The organism is Streptomyces sp. NBC_00461, assembly GCF_036013935.1.
Lineage (GTDB): Bacteria > Actinomycetota > Actinomycetes > Streptomycetales > Streptomycetaceae > Streptomyces.
Genome location: NZ_CP107902.1, coordinates 10206005 through 10226729 on the forward strand (window position 1 = coordinate 10206005; position 20725 = coordinate 10226729).

Annotated in this window: 20 protein-coding genes; 4 read left to right on the forward strand and 16 right to left on the reverse strand. The window is 67.4% G+C overall.

Annotated features, from left to right (window positions below):
• Window positions 1-26: 26 nt before the first annotated feature.
• Window positions 27-3992 (forward strand): P-loop NTPase fold protein, encoded by a 3966-nt coding sequence (locus tag OG870_RS47155; RefSeq protein WP_327692381.1) that lies wholly within the window; start codon window positions 27-29, stop codon window positions 3990-3992.
• Here OG870_RS47155 and OG870_RS47160 read toward each other — a convergent pair.
• From OG870_RS47160 to OG870_RS47225, 14 genes are all read right to left on the reverse strand, one after another.
• On the reverse strand, window positions 3983-4315 hold the full coding sequence (locus tag OG870_RS47160) for a hypothetical protein (protein WP_266593899.1): 333 nt from the start codon (window positions 4313-4315) through the stop codon (window positions 3983-3985). The genes OG870_RS47155 and OG870_RS47160 overlap by 10 nt on opposite strands.
• 41 nt (window positions 4316-4356) lie before the next feature.
• Window positions 4357-4872 carry a hypothetical protein gene (locus tag OG870_RS47165; RefSeq protein WP_266593897.1) on the reverse strand — a complete coding sequence of 172 codons (516 nt, stop codon included), beginning with the start codon at window positions 4870-4872 and terminating at the stop codon, window positions 4357-4359.
• 141 nt (window positions 4873-5013) lie between these two features.
• On the reverse strand, window positions 5014-5616 hold the full coding sequence (locus OG870_RS47170) for a 3'-5' exonuclease (protein ID WP_266593895.1): 603 nt from the start codon (window positions 5614-5616) through the stop codon (window positions 5014-5016).
• 64 nt (window positions 5617-5680) lie between these two features.
• Window positions 5681-6121, reverse strand: coding sequence for an NUDIX hydrolase (locus tag OG870_RS47175; protein ID WP_266593893.1), 441 nt, complete (start codon window positions 6119-6121; stop codon window positions 5681-5683).
• Window positions 6118-6777, reverse strand: a complete 660-nt coding sequence (locus tag OG870_RS47180) for a dTMP kinase (protein WP_266593891.1) — start codon at window positions 6775-6777, stop codon at window positions 6118-6120. Before OG870_RS47180 ends, OG870_RS47175 begins: the two co-directional genes overlap by 4 nt.
• The gene (locus OG870_RS47185) at window positions 6774-8318 is read right to left on the reverse strand and encodes a B12-binding domain-containing radical SAM protein (RefSeq protein WP_266593889.1); all 1545 of its coding nucleotides are present in this window, start codon (window positions 8316-8318) and stop codon (window positions 6774-6776) included. The genes OG870_RS47180 and OG870_RS47185 overlap by 4 nt, the downstream gene beginning before the upstream one ends.
• A gap of 12 nt (window positions 8319-8330) precedes the next feature.
• The gene (locus OG870_RS47190; protein WP_266593887.1) at window positions 8331-9134 is read right to left on the reverse strand and encodes a hypothetical protein; all 804 of its coding nucleotides are present in this window, start codon (window positions 9132-9134) and stop codon (window positions 8331-8333) included.
• Between the two features lie 87 nt (window positions 9135-9221).
• Window positions 9222-9887, reverse strand: coding sequence for a hypothetical protein (locus OG870_RS47195; RefSeq protein WP_266593885.1), 666 nt, complete (start codon window positions 9885-9887; stop codon window positions 9222-9224).
• Window positions 9881-10456 (reverse strand): hypothetical protein, encoded by a 576-nt coding sequence (locus OG870_RS47200; protein ID WP_266593883.1) that lies wholly within the window; start codon window positions 10454-10456, stop codon window positions 9881-9883. Before OG870_RS47200 ends, OG870_RS47195 begins: the two co-directional genes overlap by 7 nt.
• 210 nt (window positions 10457-10666) lie before the next feature.
• Window positions 10667-12028, reverse strand: a complete 1362-nt coding sequence (locus tag OG870_RS47205; protein WP_266593881.1) for a glutamine synthetase family protein — start codon at window positions 12026-12028, stop codon at window positions 10667-10669.
• Window positions 12028-13542, reverse strand: a complete 1515-nt coding sequence (locus OG870_RS47210) for an amino acid permease (RefSeq protein ID WP_266593879.1) — start codon at window positions 13540-13542, stop codon at window positions 12028-12030. Before OG870_RS47210 ends, OG870_RS47205 begins: the two co-directional genes overlap by 1 nt.
• Before the next feature lie 89 nt (window positions 13543-13631).
• Window positions 13632-14168, reverse strand: a complete 537-nt coding sequence (locus OG870_RS47215) for a hypothetical protein (RefSeq protein WP_266593877.1) — start codon at window positions 14166-14168, stop codon at window positions 13632-13634.
• A 657-nt stretch (window positions 14169-14825) separates the two neighbouring features.
• On the reverse strand, window positions 14826-15386 hold the full coding sequence (locus OG870_RS47220; protein ID WP_266593874.1) for a hypothetical protein: 561 nt from the start codon (window positions 15384-15386) through the stop codon (window positions 14826-14828).
• The gene (locus tag OG870_RS47225; RefSeq protein ID WP_266593872.1) at window positions 15383-15883 is read right to left on the reverse strand and encodes an ATP-binding protein; all 501 of its coding nucleotides are present in this window, start codon (window positions 15881-15883) and stop codon (window positions 15383-15385) included. Before OG870_RS47225 ends, OG870_RS47220 begins: the two co-directional genes overlap by 4 nt.
• A gap of 162 nt (window positions 15884-16045) precedes the next feature.
• On the opposite strand from OG870_RS47225, the gene OG870_RS47230 reads away from it, so the two are divergent.
• From OG870_RS47230 to OG870_RS47240, 3 genes are read left to right on the forward strand one after another with little or no spacing between them, the layout of a single operon-like run.
• Window positions 16046-17446 carry a helix-turn-helix transcriptional regulator gene (locus tag OG870_RS47230; protein ID WP_266593870.1) on the forward strand — a complete coding sequence of 467 codons (1401 nt, stop codon included), beginning with the start codon at window positions 16046-16048 and terminating at the stop codon, window positions 17444-17446.
• Window positions 17443-18324: an aminoglycoside phosphotransferase family protein gene (locus tag OG870_RS47235; RefSeq protein WP_266593868.1), complete on the forward strand. Its 882-nt coding sequence runs from the start codon at window positions 17443-17445 to the stop codon at window positions 18322-18324. Before OG870_RS47230 ends, OG870_RS47235 begins: the two co-directional genes overlap by 4 nt.
• Complete coding sequence (locus OG870_RS47240; protein ID WP_266593866.1) at window positions 18300-18764, forward strand: gamma-glutamylcyclotransferase family protein; 465 nt, start codon at window positions 18300-18302, stop codon at window positions 18762-18764. The genes OG870_RS47235 and OG870_RS47240 overlap by 25 nt, the downstream gene beginning before the upstream one ends.
• 49 nt (window positions 18765-18813) lie before the next feature.
• On the opposite strand, the gene OG870_RS47245 is transcribed toward OG870_RS47240, so the two are convergent.
• On the reverse strand, window positions 18814-19851 hold the full coding sequence (locus OG870_RS47245; RefSeq protein ID WP_266593864.1) for a tyrosine-type recombinase/integrase: 1038 nt from the start codon (window positions 19849-19851) through the stop codon (window positions 18814-18816).
• Between the two features lie 33 nt (window positions 19852-19884).
• A protein-coding gene (locus OG870_RS47250; RefSeq protein ID WP_266593922.1) for an IS5 family transposase occupies window positions 19885-20714 on the reverse strand; the annotation gives its coding sequence in 2 pieces (ribosomal slippage) (window positions 19885-20373 and window positions 20376-20714; 828 coding nt in all).
• Window positions 20715-20725 lie beyond the last annotated feature (11 nt).

Genomic DNA, 20725 nt, shown 5'->3' on the forward strand with positions numbered 1-20725 from the left:
CCCCGCTGGGAGGCTGCCAGGACGGCATGGAAGAAAGGTCGTCGGCATGGGGCAGTTTCACGACCGTACGTGTTGCTACGTATGGCCGACGACAGCCGTTTTGTGTAAGCGTGTTGTGGAGAGGCTTGGTTCCGGAAAAGCCGTTCAGTGGGGGTCTGGTGGCTGGACAACGTCATGGCCCTGACGGGCAGTTCGCTGGACATCCTGGAAGCCTTTGGGGGCTGGCTTTCTGCGCCGAGAATCTGCTCGCCAGCGCGGGTGGCGATGCGGTGCGGTTGTGGGACTGCTCCGAGGGACGACTGGTCGCGGTACTAGCCGGTCACCGCGCGCTTGTACGGGACATCGCTGCCAGCAGCACCGGCCGGATGCTGGCCAGCGTCTCGCACGATGGAGAGATACGGCTGTGGGATGTGCCCGAGCGGGAGCTCAAGCAGGTGGCGCGCAGGGAACTGGCCCGGTCTGCGTGGTCGGTGGCTTTCAGCCCCGACGACCAGATGCTCGTAGTGGGCGAGGACGACGGGCAATGGAGTGTGTGGGACGTGCCGTCCCTGTCCCCTCTCAAAGACCTTCCCCAGCTGCCAGGGAGCGGCATGGTGCAGGGTGTGGCCTTCCACCCCGACGGGGACCGGCTCGCCGGGGCGAACATGCTCGGCAAAGTCTGCGTTTCGGCGGTCAACGGCAACCAACCCCTGATCAAGATGGCCCATCCGCAACGGTGGCCCAGGGCCGTGGCCTTCAGCCCAGACGGTGATCTTCTCGCAGCGGGCGGGGAGAGCCCGGGCATCCGCCTATGGGACATCCGGGACGGCGCGGCGCACTTCGAACTCCCACAGAAGTGGGGAGAGAGTAGGAGACCCTTCGAGGGCGTCTGGTCGATTGCCTTCCATCCGCACCACCCCTTGCTGCTCGCAGGCGGTTCTGGAGATGCGTCCAGTGTCTGGCTCTGGGACTACGAGCGGAGGGAATGCGTCGCCGAGCTCGGTGGGCATGCAGATGAACGCGTCGTCCGTGTTGTCTTCAGTCCAAGTGGCCGGACCTTCGCGAGCGCGGGCATGGATGGGACCATCGGGCTCTGGGACACCGCCACACACGAGCGACGCCACACCGTCGTCGGCGGCATCGGCCGGGTGACGAGTGCTGCGTTCAGCCCCGACGGTCGGCTGCTGGCCACCGGATCCGACTCCGGGACGGTGCGGGTGTGGCACACGGCCTCCGGCGCTCAGGCGCTGCGTCTGTCGGAGGAGCATCTGAACGATCTCGCCCATATCTATGTCACCACCTCGGACTTGGCCTTCGACGGATCGGGCGAGCGCTTGGCGTCGACCGGAGGCGGCGGGATGACAAAGGTGTGGGACATGCGGACCGGCGAGCGTCTTGTGACGCTCATCCCCTCGATCAGCAGCGGCCAGGCTCCTCCGTCGTCCGTGGAATTCATCGGTTCATCGCTGATCATCTCTGGAGGCGAAACACTGCAGTTGTGGAACGGGGCGGCGGACGAGCCAGCGCCCATTCTTCAGATGCCTGGGAAGATCCACGCGGTGCGAGGCCAGGACGACCAAGGGATCGCCGTCGTGGCCGGCGCGAAACTCCGCCGCGCGGAGTCCTTTTCGGCGCTGGAGAACGCTTCCGACATCGATCTTCCCTGCTGGCCGAAGCATGCGGCATTACAGATGGACAGCGAGCGCGCAACAGCACTGATCCACGGGTACGAAGGACTGGTGCTGCTGGATGCCCACAGCGGCGAGCCACTCGCGGACCTGGCACGTGACCTGCCGGGAGAGCCTTCCGGCAGTGCGACCGCCGTGGCTCTGAGCCCCGACGGCACCTTTTGCGCCGCAGGGGCCGAAGACGGCTATGTCCGGGTGTGGCACAGGGCGACAGGCGAACGCGCCACCAGCTTCCAGGCCCACGTCGGACCGGTGACCGTCTTGTGCTTCGAGCCGCGTGGGTCCGTCCTGGCGACCGGCGGCCACGACGGCGCTGTGCGCCTCTGGCAGGCCCACAGCGGTCAACAGATCGGCGGCACGGATGTGCCACCACTGCGGGCGCCCAACGTGACCAGCACCCACCCTGATCAACCCACCGCCGATGACCTGCTGGGAACGGCACGCCACGTAAGAACCCTCACCAGTCTGGTGTGTGCCCGCGACACCGATCCACCCCTGGCCATCGCGCTGCTCGGAGGCTGGGGGGCGGGAAAGTCCAGTGTCATGCTCCAGATGCAGAACCAGGTACGGGAGCTGGCCGCGCGTTCGTCAGCCGCCAGGCGAAACAGCGGCCAGAGCGCCTTCGTGTCCAATGTGCGCCAGATGACCTTCAACGCCTGGCACTACAGCGACGACCGGCTGTGGGCTGGACTCGCCACCCATCTCTTCCGGGCCCTCGCTGAACCGGACCGCCCAGACGGGCCGGAGCCCTCCACGGACCAGGCTGAGAAACGACGTCATGAACTCCGCAACGAGCTGACCTACTACAAGGCCAAAGAAGCCGCACTTTCCGAATTCGAGGCCGATGGACAAGGCAACGGACTGGCATCGCCGGTCGATATCGGCATCCGGATGTGGCGGCGGCTGAGGATGGCCAGCCCCCACGTCCTTCGTGCACTGGCAGGATGGGGTCTACTGGCCGCTGCCGGCTACGCCGGATACCACTGGCTCGACTCGGCGTATGCCCCTGCAAGTGCCGCCGCCCTGGCTCTGTACAGCGCCCTGCGGACCATCGGCAGTATCGCGTCGGACCTCCGGACGGGCATTCCCCAGTTCCCCGACATCGAATTCGAACGGGAACAGGTCAGCGCGCAGATCGCTAAGACCGAGGACAGACTGGCTCAGGCAGATGCAACCGTACGCCTCTCCCGGCTACTGGAGGATCTCGGCAATTCCCGCGCCTATGCCGCCGACCGGGGGCTGCTCGGGCGTATCCACCAAGACCTCGAACAGTTACAGGATGATCTCGACCGGGCCCGCCGACAGTGGTCCAAATACCAGACCGGGCAACCACCCCTCGAAAGAATCATTCTCTATATCGATGACCTCGACCGCTGCCCGCCCGCGCGGGTTGTCGAGTTGCTGGCCGCCGTACACCTCATGCTGGCACTGCAACTTTTCGTGGTCGTGGTTGCCGTGGACCCACGCTGGTTGCTGGGAGCCCTGGAATATCACTACCGCGAACTCTTTCCAGGTGAGAACACCACAGATCGCGCGGGAACATCACCTCCGGTCACCCCGCTCGACTACTTGGACAAGATCTTCCAGATCCCGTGGACCGTACCGACCAGCTCGCAGGAAGCTGCCGAGAGTTACATCAGGGCACTGCTCACCGACCGCCAGGCTCCGCTACCGGGTACGGAGCGGACCAGAGAAAACGGCAACGCCCACCAGAGGGCACCGCGCCCCGGACTCGAAGAGCCACGTCCCTACTCGGCCCCTTCCCCGGTCTCACCGGATGAGCCGGTTCGCCACGGCACTTCGCGGTTGTCTGGTCATCCCGGACCCGGGTGGACGCCGCTGGAGGTCCAGCCGTCACCACTGCGTCTGACCGAGGCAGAGATCGTCTCCCTGGCTGCCCTCGCCCCTCTGCTTCCTACACCACGGGCCGCGAAGAAGCTGGTCAACCTCTACCGACTGGTCCGCTTCGGCATACCGGAAGCCGAACTCCCTCGCTTCCTCAACTCCCACGAGGAGTACTCCGACCACCGGGCGGTACAAGTTCTCCTGGCCCTCCTGGTGGGCCATCCCAACGCCGCCCCGATCCTCCTGAACGCCATTCAGGAAGCCGACCCGCAAGACGATCTCACGACGTTGCTGGAGGCTGCTGGCCCTCAAGGCAGCAGTACCGCGCACGTCATCCGCCAGATCGGCAACCGACAGAGATTCCCCTCCACGGCCGGTCCGTATCAGAGATGGTGCCGCGAAGTCAGCCGTCTGAGCTTCCACACCTGGAAGGGATTGCGCCCCGACAACGGCCCAGCCACACAGCCTCCTCACGCATGACCTGGCCCGCTGAGGCATGAGTACGGGGCCTCTTGGCAGCTCGGAGTTGCGAGACCAACCGAGGTCCAGGAGAGTCTCCATCGGTGCTTGGAGTTGCGGCGGACGAGAACGCCACTGGCGCACAGGCCGACTAGGGCGGCGGACAGGCCTGCGGCCCAGTGCAGGGTGCCCGGCGCTCCGAGGCAGCCGAGCACACCGAACGAGAGCAGGAGGAGCCCGAAGGCCTCCCGGCCGATCTTCGCGTCGGAGAGCACCGACCCAGTGATGTCGGTGGTGGCGACAACCGGGTCGTCGTTCGACGGCTGATTTCGCTGAGTAGTCACGCCGCGCACCATGAACAGCGGGCGGCGTTAGTGTCGCGTGCTCAGCGTGGGGGGCGGGACACCCCGGACATGTAGGCGCTGATGCCGCGCCGGTTGATCGTGCCGCCGGGGATGATCCGCGCGTTCGCGGGCGGGGTGGGCACCTTCCGCTTCGCCCGCTTGGTCTGATCCCCGCCGATCAAGTGCGTGTTGTCGATCTTGGCGGCGCAGTCATCACCCCGGACTTCGTCGTACGGGCGGCGGCACCCCTTGCGATACACCTCGAGCGCGTCAACGCGCTGCCCCGCCGTAGCCTTGAAGCTGCCCCGGCAGTCGGCGACGCTCGCGATCTTCGGCGTGACCTCGATCTCGGCGGCCACGACCCAGACGTGGGAGAGGTCCGGCGCCTCCCGTTCGGCGGCCGGTGGCTCCGGCGGTGGAGCGGTCTTCTGCTCACGCGCAGGTGCGGGCGCTGAGGCGGACGTGGGGGCCGGCTCGGGTGCCAGCCAGTCGAACAGCCTCTCCTGCAAGTGGGAGCGGCCGGTCTCGGGCGAGAGGGGGGCTGTCGCGGTCGTCACCGTTCCTCCGGATCACTGCGGGATTGACGTAAAGTGCAACCCCCTTCACCCCCGGAACGTCAACGGCCGTGATCTGTTACACCCAAGCCTGTGCTCCCGCCTGCAGAAGGCGGGAGCACAGCAGAAGTCTGGACCACCAATTCACCACAAGGTCGGGTCCTTTTCTGGCTCGATGGCGCCGGGCATGCCGGGCGGCACGGCCGTGGCGACCAATTGGTCCCAGGTCTCGTATCGGGAGGCCATGATGATGAGGAGCTGCGCGGTGGCGTACGCGTCGAACGTGGCTCGGTGCCGATGCGCGGGGGCTTCGCTCAGGTCGGGCTGCACGTGCTTGATGAGGGCATCCAGGCTGTAGCCGCTCAGATCCGGAAAAGTCTTCCTGGCCAGCCGCAGGGTGTCCAGGACGCCGGTGGGCTCCCAACCGGGCAGGTGCGCGCTGAGTACGCGGTAGTCGGTGTGCGCGCTGTGCGCGCAGATCCAGGTGTTCCCCAGGAAGTCCCGCACTTGGTCCGCGACTTCGGCCCATGCTGGCTTGTCGGCCAAGTCGTCGTTGGTCAGGCCGTGCACCCGGGTGGCGAAGGGGGTGACGGGGCGGTTCGGGCGGGTCAGCCACCATCCTGCGGTGCTCTTGTCGGGGCGTCCGTCACGGACGGGCAGCGCGGCGATTTCGACGAGGTCGGGCGGGTTGGTGCCGTTGCCTTCGACGTCGACGACGTGCAGCACGGGCAACGTGCCGTGATCCATGGAGTGTCGCGTCCGTTCTCCGCCAGCCTCCGGCCGGGCGTCCTGCCCAGCCGGAGGCCCCTTGTTACCAGCCGTGCAGCGTCAGGGCGCCGGTCTGCCCGAGGCAGCCGCGCAGGCCCGCCTCGGGGTATTCGATGATGTCTTCGGGGAGGTCATGGTCGGTGAACCACTCGAGCGCAAGGCACTTCTCGGGCTCCTTGTTGGTGGGCGCTCCCTCCCATTCAGTGGCCAGGAAGAAGAATCCGATGCGGTCGGAGCCGTCTTCCTGCCGGTGGTGCACGACGTGCAGGAGCTCCAAGTGGTCAGGGTCGACCTTGACGCCGGTCTCCTCGAACAGTTCGCGGGCTGCCCCGAAGGTGAGAGATTCGCCCTGGTCGAGCTTGCCGGAAGGCAGATGCCACCGGCGGAAGCCGTAGGGACCGCCTCTCTGTGAGAGAAGGATCTTCTCGCCCGCGCGGAGAAGGACGTGGGTGTCGATGGTGGGCTGGGCCAGCTGTGCGCTCATGATTCCTGGGGGGTTGGGGTGGCGACTGGAGCACCTGACGGTAGCGGGAGGGCGGGGAGCGCGTCGGCGATTCGGCGCGCGACCTCCGATGGGGGTATGTCGGTGCTGTCGATCACGATCACCTTGGACCCGAGGTCTTCGAGGATGTTCGCGGCATCGCGGTACAGATCGACCTCTCGCGCGGGCGCCGCGGGGTCGGCCCGGAAGCGGTGGGTGATGCCGGCCTGGACGATACGGTCGGCGATCGTGCCCGGGGAGGCGGTCAGGATTACCGCCAAGTCAGGTTGCGGCGCATAGTCGTTGAGTAGCAGCAGGAAGTCCATCGGGACACCGTCGAGCCGCTGGAGTACGAGGGTCGAAGCCAGGTACCGATCGGAGATCAGCAGCTCGCCGCGGCCGAGAGCGGGGTCGATGGTTGTTTCGACGTGCCGGTACCGGGCGGCTGCGACGAGGCAGGCCAGGGCCAGGCCGTGGAGTTGACCGCCATACGTGCGGGTGAAGTCCCCGAGGAAGTCACCGCGGGGCGGCTCGACCGTCCACTGTGCAGGGACGCCCCGCGCGGAAAGCTCGGCTTGCAACTCCCGGATAGTGGTGGACTTGCCTACGCCGCTCGGGCCGTCGATCGAGACGAAGACGCCTTTGCGGTCCCCGCTCATGCAGCTTCTCCGATCCCGGCCTCGTTCCGTTCGTGCTGCTCGCGGGTGAGCATCGCGAGCGTGGAACGGACCTCGGGCAAGGGCACGTCACCGAACTGGATGCCCACCGAGAAGTTGAATTCATCCCGCTGACGCATGGACTCGTCGGCGCCGTCCTGGGTGAGATCGACATCCCCGTAGGCGAGCAGATCGTCCGGGTTGTAGCCGGCCTCTTCGGTGAGGGTCTTCCACACGGGCGTACCCGGGTAAGGGCGGAACTCGAAGACGCTGGCGCGAATGCCCCCGGGGTTGCGGTCGGCGATGTCCCACAGGTTCCGGATGTGGCGCACGGTGGCGTCGAGGTCTTCGCGGGTCTCACCGGGGTAGCCGAGGATGAAGTAGCCCTTGACACCGATGCCGCGCTCAAGGAGTCGGCGGGTGACGCGTTCGGTCATCGCGGCGTTGATCCGCTTGTCCATCACCTGAAGGATGCGGTCGCTGCCGGACTCGATCCCGAGAGCGACCTCCCGAAGCCCATTGGCCACGAGGACATCCAGGTCTCCATTCGTGAGGCGGTCGAGAACGTTGATGCGGCCGGTCGCGTCCCATACGTACTTCTCGCCGATGCCGTTGTCGGCGAACGCCTTCATGTGCTCGTAGATCACATCTCGGACGCCGAGGAAGAGATCGTCGACGAACCTGAAAGCGGTGACACCGTACTCGCCGTGCAGCGCTTCGAGTTCGCCGATGATGTTCTCTGGAGTGCGAACGCGGATTGTCACATCCTCGTTGGCGGTCCAGGCCGCGCCGCAGAACTTGCAGTTGTACGGGCAGCCGCGGCTACCGACGATGTTCGCCTCCATGTGCCCGGTGTTGGCGGCCGCCGCCAGCCAGGCGGAGCCGCGGCTCACTGCGAGGCGGCGATCGGTCACCGAGGGAGAAGCGCGGTACGGGTCCTGGGGCAGGAACGCGCGGTCCACGTAGGGCAGGGCGTTGATGTCGGGGCCGAGCATCCGAACCCTGGTCCGTCCGTCGGTGATCCCCACGCCTGTGGTGCCGAGCAGCGGATCCCGCCACAAGACCTCGGGGAGCTCCCGCCGGCGCTGTTCGTCCTCCAGCAGGGCGGTGACGCGCAGCTCCCCCTCGCCGATGACCAGCGCGCGCAGATTGCGCATCCGCGGGTCGGCGAGGATGCGTGTGGGTAGCGCCTTGGCGTGGTGCCCACCGACCATGAGGGCAATACCCGGATCGAGCAGGTCGGCGATCTTCGCCGACATCTCGTAGGTGGGGGCGAGGAGGTTCATGGCGGCCCAGCGGGGCCCGGCCTCGTTCACGATTCGGGCCGTCGCCTCGAGACCCAGACCGTGGGCTTCGGCGTCCAGTACGCCGACGTTGTAGCCGTGCTGCTTGGCGTACGTAGCGATGTACGCCATACCGAGCACGGGAAGCGTGTAGTCGTTGGTCCGGGGCCGCAGGGTGTAGTCACGCAGCGGCGCGTTGATGAACAGGGCATCCAGCGTGTGACGGTCGTCGGCGCCCGCGATCAGCGGTAACTGCTGCATACGTCCTCCATGTCATCGGGCATGCGCCCCCCAGGTGAGGGTCGCGAGGGTGAGGGTGTGCAGGGCAGTGCGATCGTTCCCGGCCCAGCCGGTCCACAGCGGACCGAACGCCTTGTCCTTCTTGTCGGGCCAGGCGTAGGCGGGGGCGATCTTGGCGGCCCAAGTGCGTACGGCCAGGTCGTCGTGCGGGTAGACGCTGAAGTCACCGGTGAAGTCCGTCGCGGCGGCCGCAGCAGTCCACCGGCCGATGCGGGAGATGCGAGTGAGCTCGAGGGCCAGGGCGTCGGCGTGCAGACACTCCCACTCGCGGTGAATGCGCTCGTACTCCGTTGCGGCTGCCTGCAGGGCGCTGTGATGGAACTTCGCCCCGACGGCGGCGAACTGCTCGTCGGCCAGATTGAGGACCGCGGCCGGCGTGGGCGCCACGGCGAGCTTGCCGTGTGGGCCGTCGACGGTGGTGCCGTAGGTGGTGCACCAGGTGCGGTACACCTTGCGGGCCTGGTCGGCACGTACGACTTGCCGGAGGATCGCCGTGGTGATGGCGTCCCACAGCCACGGGTTCGCCAGGCGCTGGGTGACGCCGAGCTCGGCGAGGCCTCCGCTGAGGGCGGCCGGGGCGGCGGGCGGAAGGTGCGCGGGGTCGGTGCTGACGAACTCGGGCTTGGCGTCCTCAGTCCCGTCGACGCACGTCAGGTGCAGGCCGTTCCGGTCGTGGGACACGGTCCAGATGCCGGAGGCGGTGCGAACGGCGCGCGCGCGTGTGCCGTCCTCGTACGTCTGCCAGGCGGGGTGATCGGTGGTCAGGACATTGCTCATCGGTTGGCTCCTCGGTGTGCCGGATGTGTTCGCCGTAGCCTCTCGCGTCCCAGCCGTGCGACGCGCCGCGGCCACGGAATTGAGGCGTCAGCCGATGAGGGCGTGTTCGATCAGGTAGGCGCGCATGCGCTGGTACTCGGCGAGCGTGCACGGCCGGGACTCCTCCGGTGTATCGCCCGGTATGGCGGCCGACGGCCAACTGTCCGGCGGCGGCATCAGCTCCTCGGCCGCGTGAGACAGCTTCTTGCGGCGTGGGCCGCGCGTGAACAGGGTGACCGTGTGTGGCTCCATCACGGCCTGGTGCACCATCGACTCGCCGAGCGTGTAGGCGCTGCCGGGCCGCTCGACGGTGACGACGGCCGGTTCCAGGTCCGCGCCGGTGAACGGGCCCTCCCAGCCGTTGGTGCGGCGCCGAATGACGTGCACGTAGCCACCGGTGAGGATCCGAGTGGCGAAGGCATAGCAGTGGTCGTGCGGTACAAGCTGGTTGTCAGGCCGTGGGTTCATGTTCAGCCGGATCTCGAACCCACGGTCCGGGGCCTGGTACAGCGAGAGCCGATTGAGCAGCAAGGTGACTCGGCTAGCCGCCAGGCGGTCCGGGTCGCGCAGGACATCCTTGACGAGTTGGGTGAGCGTCTCGCGGTCATCGGCGAGGCGGTCGAGCACATTGCGGCTGATCCGCTGGAACTTGCGCAGACTGTCCATGTCCAATGGCGGCACGGCGTCCAGCCACGAGGTTGTCGTGGTCAGCACGGGCCACCTACCGGGGCGGGGGAGGCCTGCTCGAGGAGCTGGCGGGCTCGCCGGGTAAGGGAGGCGTACGCCGCGCCGGACAGGGGCCGCTCGCGGCCGGTCACCGGCTCCGTGGTGGCGAGCAGTTGCACAGTGGCCGTCGCCCCCCGGGTCGCGCACAGCGTGCCCGGGTGCACGGTGAAGAACTCGCCGGCGCCGAACGGGCGCGCGTACTGCGGTCGACCGCCCTGCGCGTCGTCCGGGTCGCGGTACATCTCCAGCATGGTCGTCCCAGCCATCGTGAGGACCGCTACGGGGGCGTGGACGCGCCAGGGCGTCATGGCTCGCGTGTCCGAGACACGCAGATAGACCGTGCAGGCGTCCGGCGTCCGGAGCGGCAAGTACGCGTAGCCGTCCATTCGGAACGAGCCCTCCGCGCGGGCACTGCCGGTGTCGAGGAGCGGCAGGATGCGAGACGCGAGAGGAGAGAGCCAACCGGTGGCGGCCGACACGGTGATGTCAGGGATGTGTATGGGATCGCGGCCCTGCGCCAAAAGCTGGCCGACGAATCCCGGGAGGACGGCATCCACTGAGTGGCCCCTTCAGAATGAGTTCGGATGGTGTAGGCCGTGCTGGGGCCCCAGGGGGACGTGGCCCCAGCACCATTTCCGCCCGCGCCGTAGCACAGGCATCTCCTGCGCCGGGGCGTTGGCCCTCGTTCCCCAGACCACCGTCCGGACGGGGGGAACGAGGTGCTGGCCCCTGCCGCCGAGGGGGGTTGCACCCGGCGGCAGGGAGTTTCATCGGATCCCGCGCTGGCGCTCCATGTCTGTGACGTGTCTGCGCGACCAGGTGAGCTCGGCCCGCGCTGCGTGGGAGTAGTGCCGCACGACGTCCTTGTCGAGCAGGAATCCGGCGATCGTGCTGTCCTCGAAGTACGAGAGCGCTTCGGAGAGGTCGGCGTAGAGGGGGATGGAGTCCCGGTCTTGGTAGGCGTCGCTGTCGCGGGCCGGACGTACCGTCAGCTTTTCCTCGATGCCGTGGGCCATCGCGGCGACGTAGGCGCTGAGCGCGAGATAGGCGTTGGCGTCGGCGCCGGCGAGGCGGACCTCGATGTGGGCGCCGTTGCCGTGGCCGGTGATGCGGATCGCGCAGCCGCGGTGATCGAGGCCCCAGTTGTAGCGGGTGGGGGCGAATGAGTGCGGCTGGTAGCGCTTGTATGAGTTGACGGTGGGTGCGTACAGCGGGGCCATGTGGGGCGTCGCCGAGAGCAACCCCGCCAGGGCGTGCTTCATCGCTGGTGGCAGGTCCTCGCCGCGGCGATGGGCGAACGCCGGCTGGTCGTGCTCGTTCCATAGGGACACGTGCAGGTGCAGGCCGCTGCCGACGCCAGTTTCCGGAGCCGCCATGAAGACCGCCGTCATGTCGTACCGCCTGGCAACGGTAGCGACGATCTGGCGGAAGACCGCATAGTCATCGCATGCGGCGAGCGCATCGCCGTAGGCGAACGTCACCTCGACCTGCCCCGCCGCCCCTTCCGTCTTGAATGCCTCGTAGACGATCCCGGCGTCGCTCAGCGCCTCGCCCAGGTGGCGAAAGAAGTCATCGACCACGGGCGGGTGCTGGAGGCCGTAGTCGAGGTTTTCACTCCATGCCGGTTCCCGGCCGGACGGCCCGTCCGTGTACAGGACGAACTCGGCTTCGACGCCTACCTTCACCAGGTAGCCCAGTTCACGCAGGCGCGCGAGCTGTGTTGACAGCATGTACCTGGGGGCCACGCCCACGGGCATGTCGTCGTCGTGGACGGGCGTGCCGAATACCAGGGCGGTGCCGGGCCGGTGCGGCAACATGCGGACGTTGTCGAGGTCAGGCGTGACGAGGAAATCACCGAAGCCCTCGGCCCAGCCGGTCAGCTCGAAGCCGTTCAGAGGCGTCATGTCGACGTCCGTGGCCAGGATGTACGAGCACATCTCAGCCCCGTCTGTCATCCGCTCGAGGAAGACCCGGGCGTTGAAGATCTTGCCCTGGAGTCGCCCCTGGATGTCTGGTACGGCCAGCATGATGTCGGTGACAGATCTGTCGTTGAGCAGGCGTTGAAGGGTCTCCCTGGTCACCGGTCCTGCGGGCCAGGGCGTATCGGTGGTGTTGGCCGGTGCGTTCATCAGAAACCCTCCAGCATGGCTTCGCTGCGCTGGGCGGTGTGGGCGGCGGTGAGCTGGTAGTCCCGTTTGCCGCGGGTCAGCCAGGTCCCCCAGGCCAGCAGCAGCGCGGCCAGCAGGGTCACCCCGGCGTAGTTGAAGGAGTCCGTGGTGATGGGGGTCGACTGCGGAAGGCAGAACACGACGGTGATGACTACGACGTAGGCGACGGCGATGACACCGATCGGCTTTCGCCAGCGCCCCAGGCTCCACCGGCCGGACTGGTAGGCGCGGCCCTTGCGCAGGGCGAGGAAGACGGGGATGCCGTAGGCCGGCGTCATGCCGACGGCGTTGATCGCGGTGATGGCACCGTAGGCGGCGGGCGACCACAGGGCGGGCAGGGCGAGTACGAACGGCGCGACGATGACGAACCACACCGCGCGTGTGGGCGTTTTCGTGCGGTCGTTGACGATCCGCCAGCTCTGCCAGCCGGGCAGGGCACGGCTGCGGGAGAAGGCGAAGACCATGCGGCTGGCGGCGGCGACCTCGGCGTTTCCGCAGAACAGCATGGCGACGATGACGACCAAGAGCAACGCCTTGGCGCCTGATGCGCCGAGGACATCGAGGAAGATCTGCGCGGGCGGCACCCCAGCCGCGGAATTCTGCGTGGCCGCGTAGTCCTGCATGGCGAACAGCAACCCGGCCAGGAGCACGAACCCGGCCGCCCAGGAGACCCATATAGAGCGCACGATGCCGCGGGGTGCCGACATCTGCGCGTCGGTGGTCTCCTCGGCCACGTGGGCGGAGGCGTCGTAACCGCAGAACGTGTATCCAGCCAGCAGACTGCCGATGAGCGCCACGTAGAAGGGGCTGGAGAAGCCAGTGTCGTTGTGGAAGTGCGTGAACACGAAGCTCACCGACTGGTGCTTGGCCGGGGCGATGGTGAGGGCGCCGACGATGACGGCAACGCCGATCAGCTGCCAGTACACCGAGATCGAGTTCAGCACGTTGACCAGGCGCACACCGGCCGAGTTGAGCAGGCCGTGCACGAGCAGGATGCACCCGAAGACGGTCATGGTGGAGCCGTCGGTTGGGGTGATGCCCCACTGCAGTTGCGCGAACGCTCCGGCGAAGGCGGCGGCACCGTAGTCGATACCGGCGATCGCGCCGAGCAGGCCCAGCAGGTTCAGCCAGCCGGTCACCCAGCCCCAACGGGGCCCGCCGAGCTTGTCGGCCATGAAGTATGGGCCGCCGCTGGTGGGATAGGCGGAGACGACGTCGGCTAGGGACAGACCGACCAGCAGCGTCATGAAGCCGATCACGATCCAGCTGCCGAGCATGACCACGGGCCCGCCGTGGCCCAGGCCGAACCCGAACAGGGACATCCCGCCGGCCAGGATGCAGATGACCGAGAACGAGATCGCGAAGTTCCCGAAGGGGCCCATCCGGCGGGAGAGCTCGGGCTTGATGCCGAGGTCTGCGAGGAAAACGTCATCCGAGCTCGGTGGTTCAACCTTGCTGGCACTTCTGTGAGACACCAGAGATCCACTTTCAGAAGGGAAGGGGAAGTGTGGGGACAGATCCGGGGAGCGTTGAGCACGCTGCACGGGCGGAGGCGCGCGACTGTTCACCACAGGGGCCGCTCCCGCAGCGCGGTGGCGCGGATGCGCAGGAACTCCGTCGTCCAGTCGTAGCTGCGGCCCAGACTGACGTTGATCGTCTGCCATGGCTCTGGAGTGGCGTAGGGACCCATCGCCTCGAACACGGCCCGCGCATCCTCGCCGCAGGCCACTAGGGCATGCGCGAGGTGGTTGAGATCCAGTGGCGACAGCCATCCGTGGTGGACCGGCGGGACGGACGCGAACCAACGGTCCCGCGCCTGCCGTGCGTAGTGCGCAACCTGGGCGGTCTGCCAGAACTGCAGGGCGCTCCCCTGGCCGTTGCCGTGCCGCTCCCGGTAGACGTCCATGAGCGCGTACAGGGGGAGCATGTCCAACTCGAGGTTGTTCGGTTCGCTTGCGACTGTCCAAGCCGCGTAGTTCATGGCGGCGGACAGTCCGTTGCGGTGGAGGTGGAATTCCCGCATGCGGTGATGCCCCTCCCGGCTGCCGGGATCGCGCTTGTTGATCTCCTCCAGAAGCGGCCACGGCCCCCGGTAGGGCATCGTGGGATCTCCTAGCTGATCCCATGGAATCGGGCGAGATCGCCAATGAGGGTCGAAGTGATAGGGGTCGAAGGGGAGTTGAGCCAGGTGCAGCAGGCAGATCCATGGCACCGGACAATCTGGCCAGAGGGCGATCGCCTTCAAGCAGGCTTGCAGTGCCAGACCGGCGGCTCGTGAGACCAGGCTCTTGTTCTTGCCGCTGCGATGGGCCTCGATCGCGGCCCGTGTGAGCACCCGTGCCCACATCGTCGATGCGTCCGCGCTGTTAGGTTCCTCGTCCAGCCACGTTTTGAAGACGCCGCCCGCTCCCGCCTGCGCGGCTAGGAGCTGGCTGCGCCTCGTGCGCAACGACCAGTTCGGGCCCGTCCTGGCCAACAGGTCACGGGCGGCCCGATAGCGCCCCATTTTTAGGTCCTCGAGAGCCGCACGTAGATCTGTGTCGGCACCGACCGGGCTCACTATCAGGTTCATGTCATTGGGTGTTGCCATTCGGTCTCCGCTGCGGGCGGAGGTGGCATTGGTCGTTAACGAATCGGGCATGGAAGGCCTCGTCGTTGATTGGTGGGGGGAGTCGGAGTAGCGATGCCGCGCCGCAACGTGGCAGCCAACGCGGGGTATATGGGTGTCAGTTCTCCGCGGACCAGTCCCTCGCCACCATTACGGTCCCTCTTCGGCGGATCGGCTGTGGCCGTAGGCGACGAGTTGCGCCACCGCCAAGGCGGGGCACAGGTCGCCCGGTCCGTCCATCGGCACCACCCAGTAGCTGAAAGCGTCGTCCGGGTTGCTGAGGTCGAACCGCGGAACGCCGAGGAAGGAGTCACGGGCAAGGCACTCGGCGCCGCGCTGCTGCTTACTCCACTCGGGTCGATCGGCCGCACTCGGTGGCACGAGGGCGTAATACCGGCGGCTGTGCTGATCGACGAAGACGGGGCCGCCGTGCAGCACGTCGGCGAGGAACTCCTTCACCTTCTCCGGTGCGTCCGACCCGGCCGCAGCGTGGATCAGGCCGGCTTCCACGCGGACGGCGGTGAACTGCATGCCGCACCGCAGGAGAGCGATCCCGCCAGTGCGCCACTCTTCGAGCGCCCGGTCCCTACTATCAGCGGACAACAGCAGCCACGTACCCACCGCAAGTTCGCGATCCTGCCGGGTGGTTACCAGTACGCCCGCTGACGAAGCGTCGTCGGTGTGCTCCCTGGAAGTCTCCGGGCTGGTCATGACGCCTCCCGGCTCCGTGGACCCTCATTCGGGTCGACGCTGGGGATGGTGAAGTTGGCCCACACGTCCTTGCCGCTGTTGGCGGGGGACCATCCAAAGTCGTCGGCGAAGGCCCTGACCAACTGCAAGCCCCGGCCGTCCTCGGCGTCCGTTGCCGCGCAGGACGGCACGGGGAGGGCCCGGCTGAAGTCCCGTACGCAGACGTTCAGCGCTCCGGGCAGGCGCGTGACGGTCAGTCGCGCACTCCTCGCTCCGGTGCGCGCATCCGGCGGCACGTGCTTCAGGACGTTGGTCAGCAACTCCGAGACCGTCAGGGCCACCGGGGCTGTCAGGCCATGCAGATCCCACAGCTTGAGGTGTGCTCGCACGATGGTCCGGACGATGGGCACGGCCTCCGAGGTGACATCGAGGTCTATCTCCAGGTGTCCCGGCTTGCTACGTGTCGTCGCGCGCACGCCGGTTGCTGGCGGGGCGGGCAATTCCAAGAGGTCGGCCATCACAGATCCACTTCGGTCTGGCGGAATCCTCACCAACGAGGTTCGACTGCGGTGTGTACTGGTGTGGAACCGGTCAGCGACTATTCAGTCAGGCCGCGAGACTCGCGTGCAGATCCGGATGCGGAGAGCTGAGATATCCGCATCGCGACCAAGGGGACGCTGATGCCGCAGCCCGAGAAGGAGCTCAACCCCGACGCCTCGCCGGAGGCGTGGTTCGGTGCCGAACTGCGCTACTGGCGCAAGCGCCAACCCGGCTTGCGCGCTGCCCAGTTAGGGCCAATGGTGCAGGTCAGCCCGTCTGTGATCTCCAAGATCGAGAAGGGCGAGTACCGGTGCAGCCGAGACCTCGCCGAGCGCTTGGACGCCGTCCTCGAAACGGGAGGGGTCCTGACCCGTGCGTGGGGAATGGTGTTCGGCGATGCGGATAAAAAGCGGTCTCAAGCGGAAAGTGCCCGCAGGGGGTCGGTGGAGGGGACCATTCAGGTCCACCAGGGGCGCATGCTGGGCACAGATACCTCAGCCCAGCAACCTGAGAGCCTTACGTCAGTGGACCGACGCGCCTTCCTGGCTGCCACCAGCCTCGCCGCCATCGCCCCGATAGACCTCGCTAACCTCGTCGCTCCGACCGCGCCGCCCGAGCTGCCGAAGCGGATCCGACCAAAGGAGCTTGATCAGCTGCGCCACGTCGCCGACGGCATCCACCGCTGGGACAACGCCCAGGGCGGCGGGGGCCTGGTCGGCGACTTCGCGAGCCGCTCAATGGCGTGGGCCGTACGGCTGCTCTCCGTCGACTGCCCTCAGCAGCTCCGTCTCGAACTCCTGGCCAGCGTCGCCCGGCTCGGCATCGTGGTCGGTGCTACGCACTTCGACGCCTACGCCCACGACGATGCCCGGGTTGCCTTCAAGGTCGCTTCTGAGTGCGCGGAGGCGGCCGGCGACTGGTGGCTTCGGGCAAAGACGTTCTCCTTCCTCTCCCGACAGGCCACGTGGCTGGGCGATCCAGACGAAGGCCTGACGTACGCGGAAAAGGGACTTGTCCGGTCCGACCGGCTCACGCCGACGATTCAGGCCATGATGCACAGCGCCCGCGCCCGCGCTTTCGGCAAGATGCAGGACGTACAGGGGACGTTGGCTGCAGTCGGCGCGGCCGATGACGCCTTTGCTCACTCGAACCCGGCCGAGGACCCGGCCTGGATGCACTACTACGACGACGCCCAGCACCACGGCGACACGGCCCACGCCCTGTTCGATCTTTCCATCCACGCCGACCAGGACCCCGGGCGGGCCGCGCAACGCTTCGCAACGGCGGTCGCCAGGCACGGTGACGACTACGCACGCTCGCGAGGTATCTCCCGTACGAAATTGGCGTCGCTGGTCATGGCGAAGGGCGACCCGAAGCAGGCAGTCGCCATCGGGCACCAGGCGCTCGACGACGTCGGACGGCTCACCTCACGGAGGGCGGCCGACGACCTTCGAGAGCTCCGCCGATTCGCTGGGCAGCACCGCACGTTGGACGAGGCGGCGGAGTTGCGCCAGCGGATCACCGCTACCTTGCACGCATGACGATCTCGGCCGCCCCTGACCGCGCCGCACTGGACGAGGCCTGCGTCCTCGCAGGCTTCGACCCGGCAGGCGCTGAGCCCGTTCGGATCGCCGAGAACGAGATATGGCGCCTCCCCGGTGGGGTAATCATCCGCATCGCCCGCGCCGGCCAGTGGAAGGCGGCCGTGCGTGAAGTCCTCGTGGCGCGTTGGCTTGCCGACAATGCAGTGCCAGCCGTCCGCGCACTGCCTATCGAACAGCCAGTCGAAGCCGCGGGCCGCCCAGTGACGTTCTGGGTCGAGCTCCCGCCGCACGAGGTCGGCACCGTCCGGGATGTCGTCACGCTGTTGAAGCAGCTGCACCCCTTGCCAGTTCCGGACCTGCCGCTCGACCGGCTGGACCCGTTCGTGCGGATCGCCGAGCGGATCGAGGCCGCTACCTCACTGTCGGAAGACGATCGTCGGTGGCTTCACGATCGGCACGTCGACCTTCGCGAGCAGTGGGAGCACCGGCCCCAGGGCCTGCCGGACTGCGTTGTGCACGGTGACGCGTGGGTCGGCAACATTGCCCGGACCGCCAACGGTCCGATCCTGATGGACTTCGAACGGGCCTCCGTCGGGCCGCCGGAGTGGGATCTCGTCTCCACCGCCGTCAAGCTGACGACGACCGGCGCCGTCACCGCGGCCGCGTACGCCGAGTTCTGCGAGGTGTACGGGACAGACGTCACCCAGTGGGCCGGGTACGAACTCCTCGCCGGAGCTCGCGAGTTGCGCATGACCACCTACGCAGCCCAACACGCTGCAACACGCCCAGAGTGGCAGGCCGAGGCCCAGTACCGCGTCGACTGCCTGCGCGGTCGTGCAGAACCTCGCCCATGGCACTGGAAAGGGATCATGTAGTGGACCGACTCGCGCAAGGCCCCGACCTACTGTTCGGCTACGGCACCTTGCAGTTCGATGACGTCCTCAAGGCGCTGTTGGGGCGAATACCCCAGCGCACTCCGACGTCCGCTCCCGGCTATCGCGCGGCCGCACTCGCAGCGCGCGTTTACCCAGGTCTCGTCCGTGCGTCGGAGAGGTCGGCGGCCGGCGTGCTGCTCACTGACCTCAGCTCTGCGGAATGGGAGATCCTCGACGCCTTCGAGGATCTCCACTACGAGCTGCAGGAAGTCGCTCTCTCCACGGGTAACCAGGGATGGACCTACGTCTGGCGAGGCGGCGACGTCCAGGAAGGCGACTGGGACGCCGAAGGTTTCCAGTCCGAGCACCTCCCTGCGTACGCCGCTCGCTGCGCGCGTATCGGGCCCCGTCTCGCCGCGGGCCTACCCAAGGGCGAGTAGCCCAACCGGTATCCGAGCATGGGAGATGTGCCCGGATGCCGCGCCAGTTCTACGCCGCCGTCGCAGGGTTGTGCACGGGGATCCTGGCGAACGGGTCGTTCCTCTCGGCACGTGCTGGGCGCACGTAGACCTCCCGGGGGACCCGGGAGCCCGGCCGCCAACGGCCTGCCCGCTCCAGTTCATCGTCTGTGGCACCCCACTGGGCCAGTTCGGTCGCGGCGCCCGCGCGGACGCCCTGGGAGCTGACGTGCCGGCCATCGGTGACCAGCCCGGCCGCGTTGAACCAGTGCTTTACACGCTCGTTGACGGTCTGCCCCCGAACGCGCAGACCTCGGGTCGTGGCCGTCTTCCCTCGAGTCTCCGCGGAGGCCACCTTGCCGCTCCGCAGAACGTGCCGAAATACCGGCCCTGTGGTGATGCCCTGGTCGGCCATGTAGTTGAGCCAGCGGGTGAGCCGGAGGACGAGCTGGATGTCCGGCCGGTCCAGGAGCACGAGGTTTTGTTCCTCGTCGTGCGTCTTGTCTTCGGGGAGCCAGACCAGGAGGCCGCCGTTGGTGAACGTCAGGTCCTCGATCTCGAGGTTGGCGCCTTCGACACTTCGGCCCAGGAAGCGGTACCCAAAGGCGAGCATCGCCGAGTCGCGCAAGCCGATCGGCCGGTTGTCGGCCTCCGCCTTCTCCATCATCGGGATCAGATAGGGCAGCGTGATCGGGAATGCACGCCGAGTGCGCAGCGCGCGCTTGTTGTTCTTCCGGTAGATATCCAAAAGTCGCAGATAGAGGCTGTTTTCGGGCTTCTTCCCTGGCGGCATGGCGGTCTTGATCAACGACATGTAGTTCTTGATGGTAGTGACCTTGAGGTTCCGTGCCATCAGGTGTCGGCTGTACTCGGTGTACGTGGCGGTGGTGCACGGCACCGCCACGCGGTCGTGCTGCGCACACCAGGCTTTGAAGGCCTTCATCGGGCCCGTCTCGGTCGGGTCCGTGTCTTCCAGGATGGCGGCGGTCTCGTCGCTGACGTACAGGTCCCGCTCGCTGTACTGCGGGCCGTCAGCCGCGGTCGGGATGTCCTCGCCCGGGTACAGCACGGTGTTGAAGTCGACTAGGTTCTGTCTCTTTGGTCAGCGTCGGGTCCAGATGAGGATGCTCGCGAGGTGGAGTGCGGCCTGGTAGGCGATCGCGAGCTTGTCGGTTCGTGTGGCCAGGCCGCGCCACTGCTTGAGGCGGTTGATGCACCGTTCGACGGTGTTTCGCTGCTTGTAGACCTCGCTGTCGAAGGCGGGCGGACGGCCACCGAGCCGGCCTCGCCGCAGGCGGTGGCCGACTTGGTCAGACGGCTGGGGGATGACCGCACGGATACCCCGGCGCCGCAGGTGGCTGCGGATGGCGCGCGAGGAATACGCGCGGTCGGCCAGAACGGCCAGGGGCCGGGTCCGAGGCCTGCCCGGGCCCCTGCGGGGCACGCGGATGCGGGACATCACCGTCTCGAAGGCGGGTGCATCACCTGCCTGGCCCGCGGTGACGGTGAAGGCGAGAGGCCGTGCGCGGCCGTCTGCGGCCAGGTGGACCTTGGTGCTCAGCCCGCCGCGGGAGCGTCCGAGCGCGTGATCGGCGGGCTCGCCGGAGCGGGACGCCCCCTTTTGAGTGCTCCGGCAGCGTGCTGGTGAGCCCGGACGACGGTGGAGTCCACCGACACCGTCCAGTCGATGTCGTCATCGGCGTCCGCTGCCGCCAGGACGGCGGCGAGGATCATCTCCCAGGTGCGGTCCACGGCCCATCTGATCAGCCGCTTGTGAGCGGTCTGGAAAGAGCCGAGCTCGTCGGGCAGGTCCCGCCAGGGTGAGTTGGTGCGGTACTTCCACGCGATGGCCTCAAGAGTGCGGCGGTGGTCGGCCCATCGCCGCCCGCGGACCGGATCCGCCGGCATCAACGGCTCGATCCGGTCCCACATCGCATCGGTGA

Excerpts from the sequence above, each read along its gene's own strand:
- OG870_RS47155 (WP_327692381.1), top strand. The coding sequence starts at position 27 with ATGGAAGAAAGGTCGTCGGCATGGGGCAGTTTCACGACCGTACGTGTT.
- OG870_RS47170 (WP_266593895.1), bottom strand. The coding sequence starts at position 5,616 with ATGGATCACGGCACGTTGCCCGTGCTGCACGTCGTCGACGTCGAAGGC.
- OG870_RS47175 (WP_266593893.1), bottom strand. The coding sequence starts at position 6,121 with ATGAGCGCACAGCTGGCCCAGCCCACCATCGACACCCACGTCCTTCTC.
- OG870_RS47180 (WP_266593891.1), bottom strand. The coding sequence starts at position 6,777 with ATGAGCGGGGACCGCAAAGGCGTCTTCGTCTCGATCGACGGCCCGAGC.
- OG870_RS47185 (WP_266593889.1), bottom strand. The coding sequence starts at position 8,318 with ATGCAGCAGTTACCGCTGATCGCGGGCGCCGACGACCGTCACACGCTG.
- OG870_RS47190 (WP_266593887.1), bottom strand. The coding sequence starts at position 9,134 with ATGAGCAATGTCCTGACCACCGATCACCCCGCCTGGCAGACGTACGAG.
- OG870_RS47205 (WP_266593881.1), bottom strand. The coding sequence starts at position 12,028 with ATGAACGCACCGGCCAACACCACCGATACGCCCTGGCCCGCAGGACCG.
- OG870_RS47215 (WP_266593877.1), bottom strand. The coding sequence starts at position 14,168 with ATGCCCTACCGGGGGCCGTGGCCGCTTCTGGAGGAGATCAACAAGCGC.
- OG870_RS47220 (WP_266593874.1), bottom strand. The coding sequence starts at position 15,386 with ATGACCAGCCCGGAGACTTCCAGGGAGCACACCGACGACGCTTCGTCA.
- OG870_RS47225 (WP_266593872.1), bottom strand. The coding sequence starts at position 15,883 with ATGGCCGACCTCTTGGAATTGCCCGCCCCGCCAGCAACCGGCGTGCGC.
- OG870_RS47230 (WP_266593870.1), top strand. The coding sequence starts at position 16,046 with ATGCCGCAGCCCGAGAAGGAGCTCAACCCCGACGCCTCGCCGGAGGCG.
- OG870_RS47235 (WP_266593868.1), top strand. The coding sequence starts at position 17,443 with ATGACGATCTCGGCCGCCCCTGACCGCGCCGCACTGGACGAGGCCTGC.
- OG870_RS47240 (WP_266593866.1), top strand. The coding sequence starts at position 18,300 with ATGGCACTGGAAAGGGATCATGTAGTGGACCGACTCGCGCAAGGCCCC.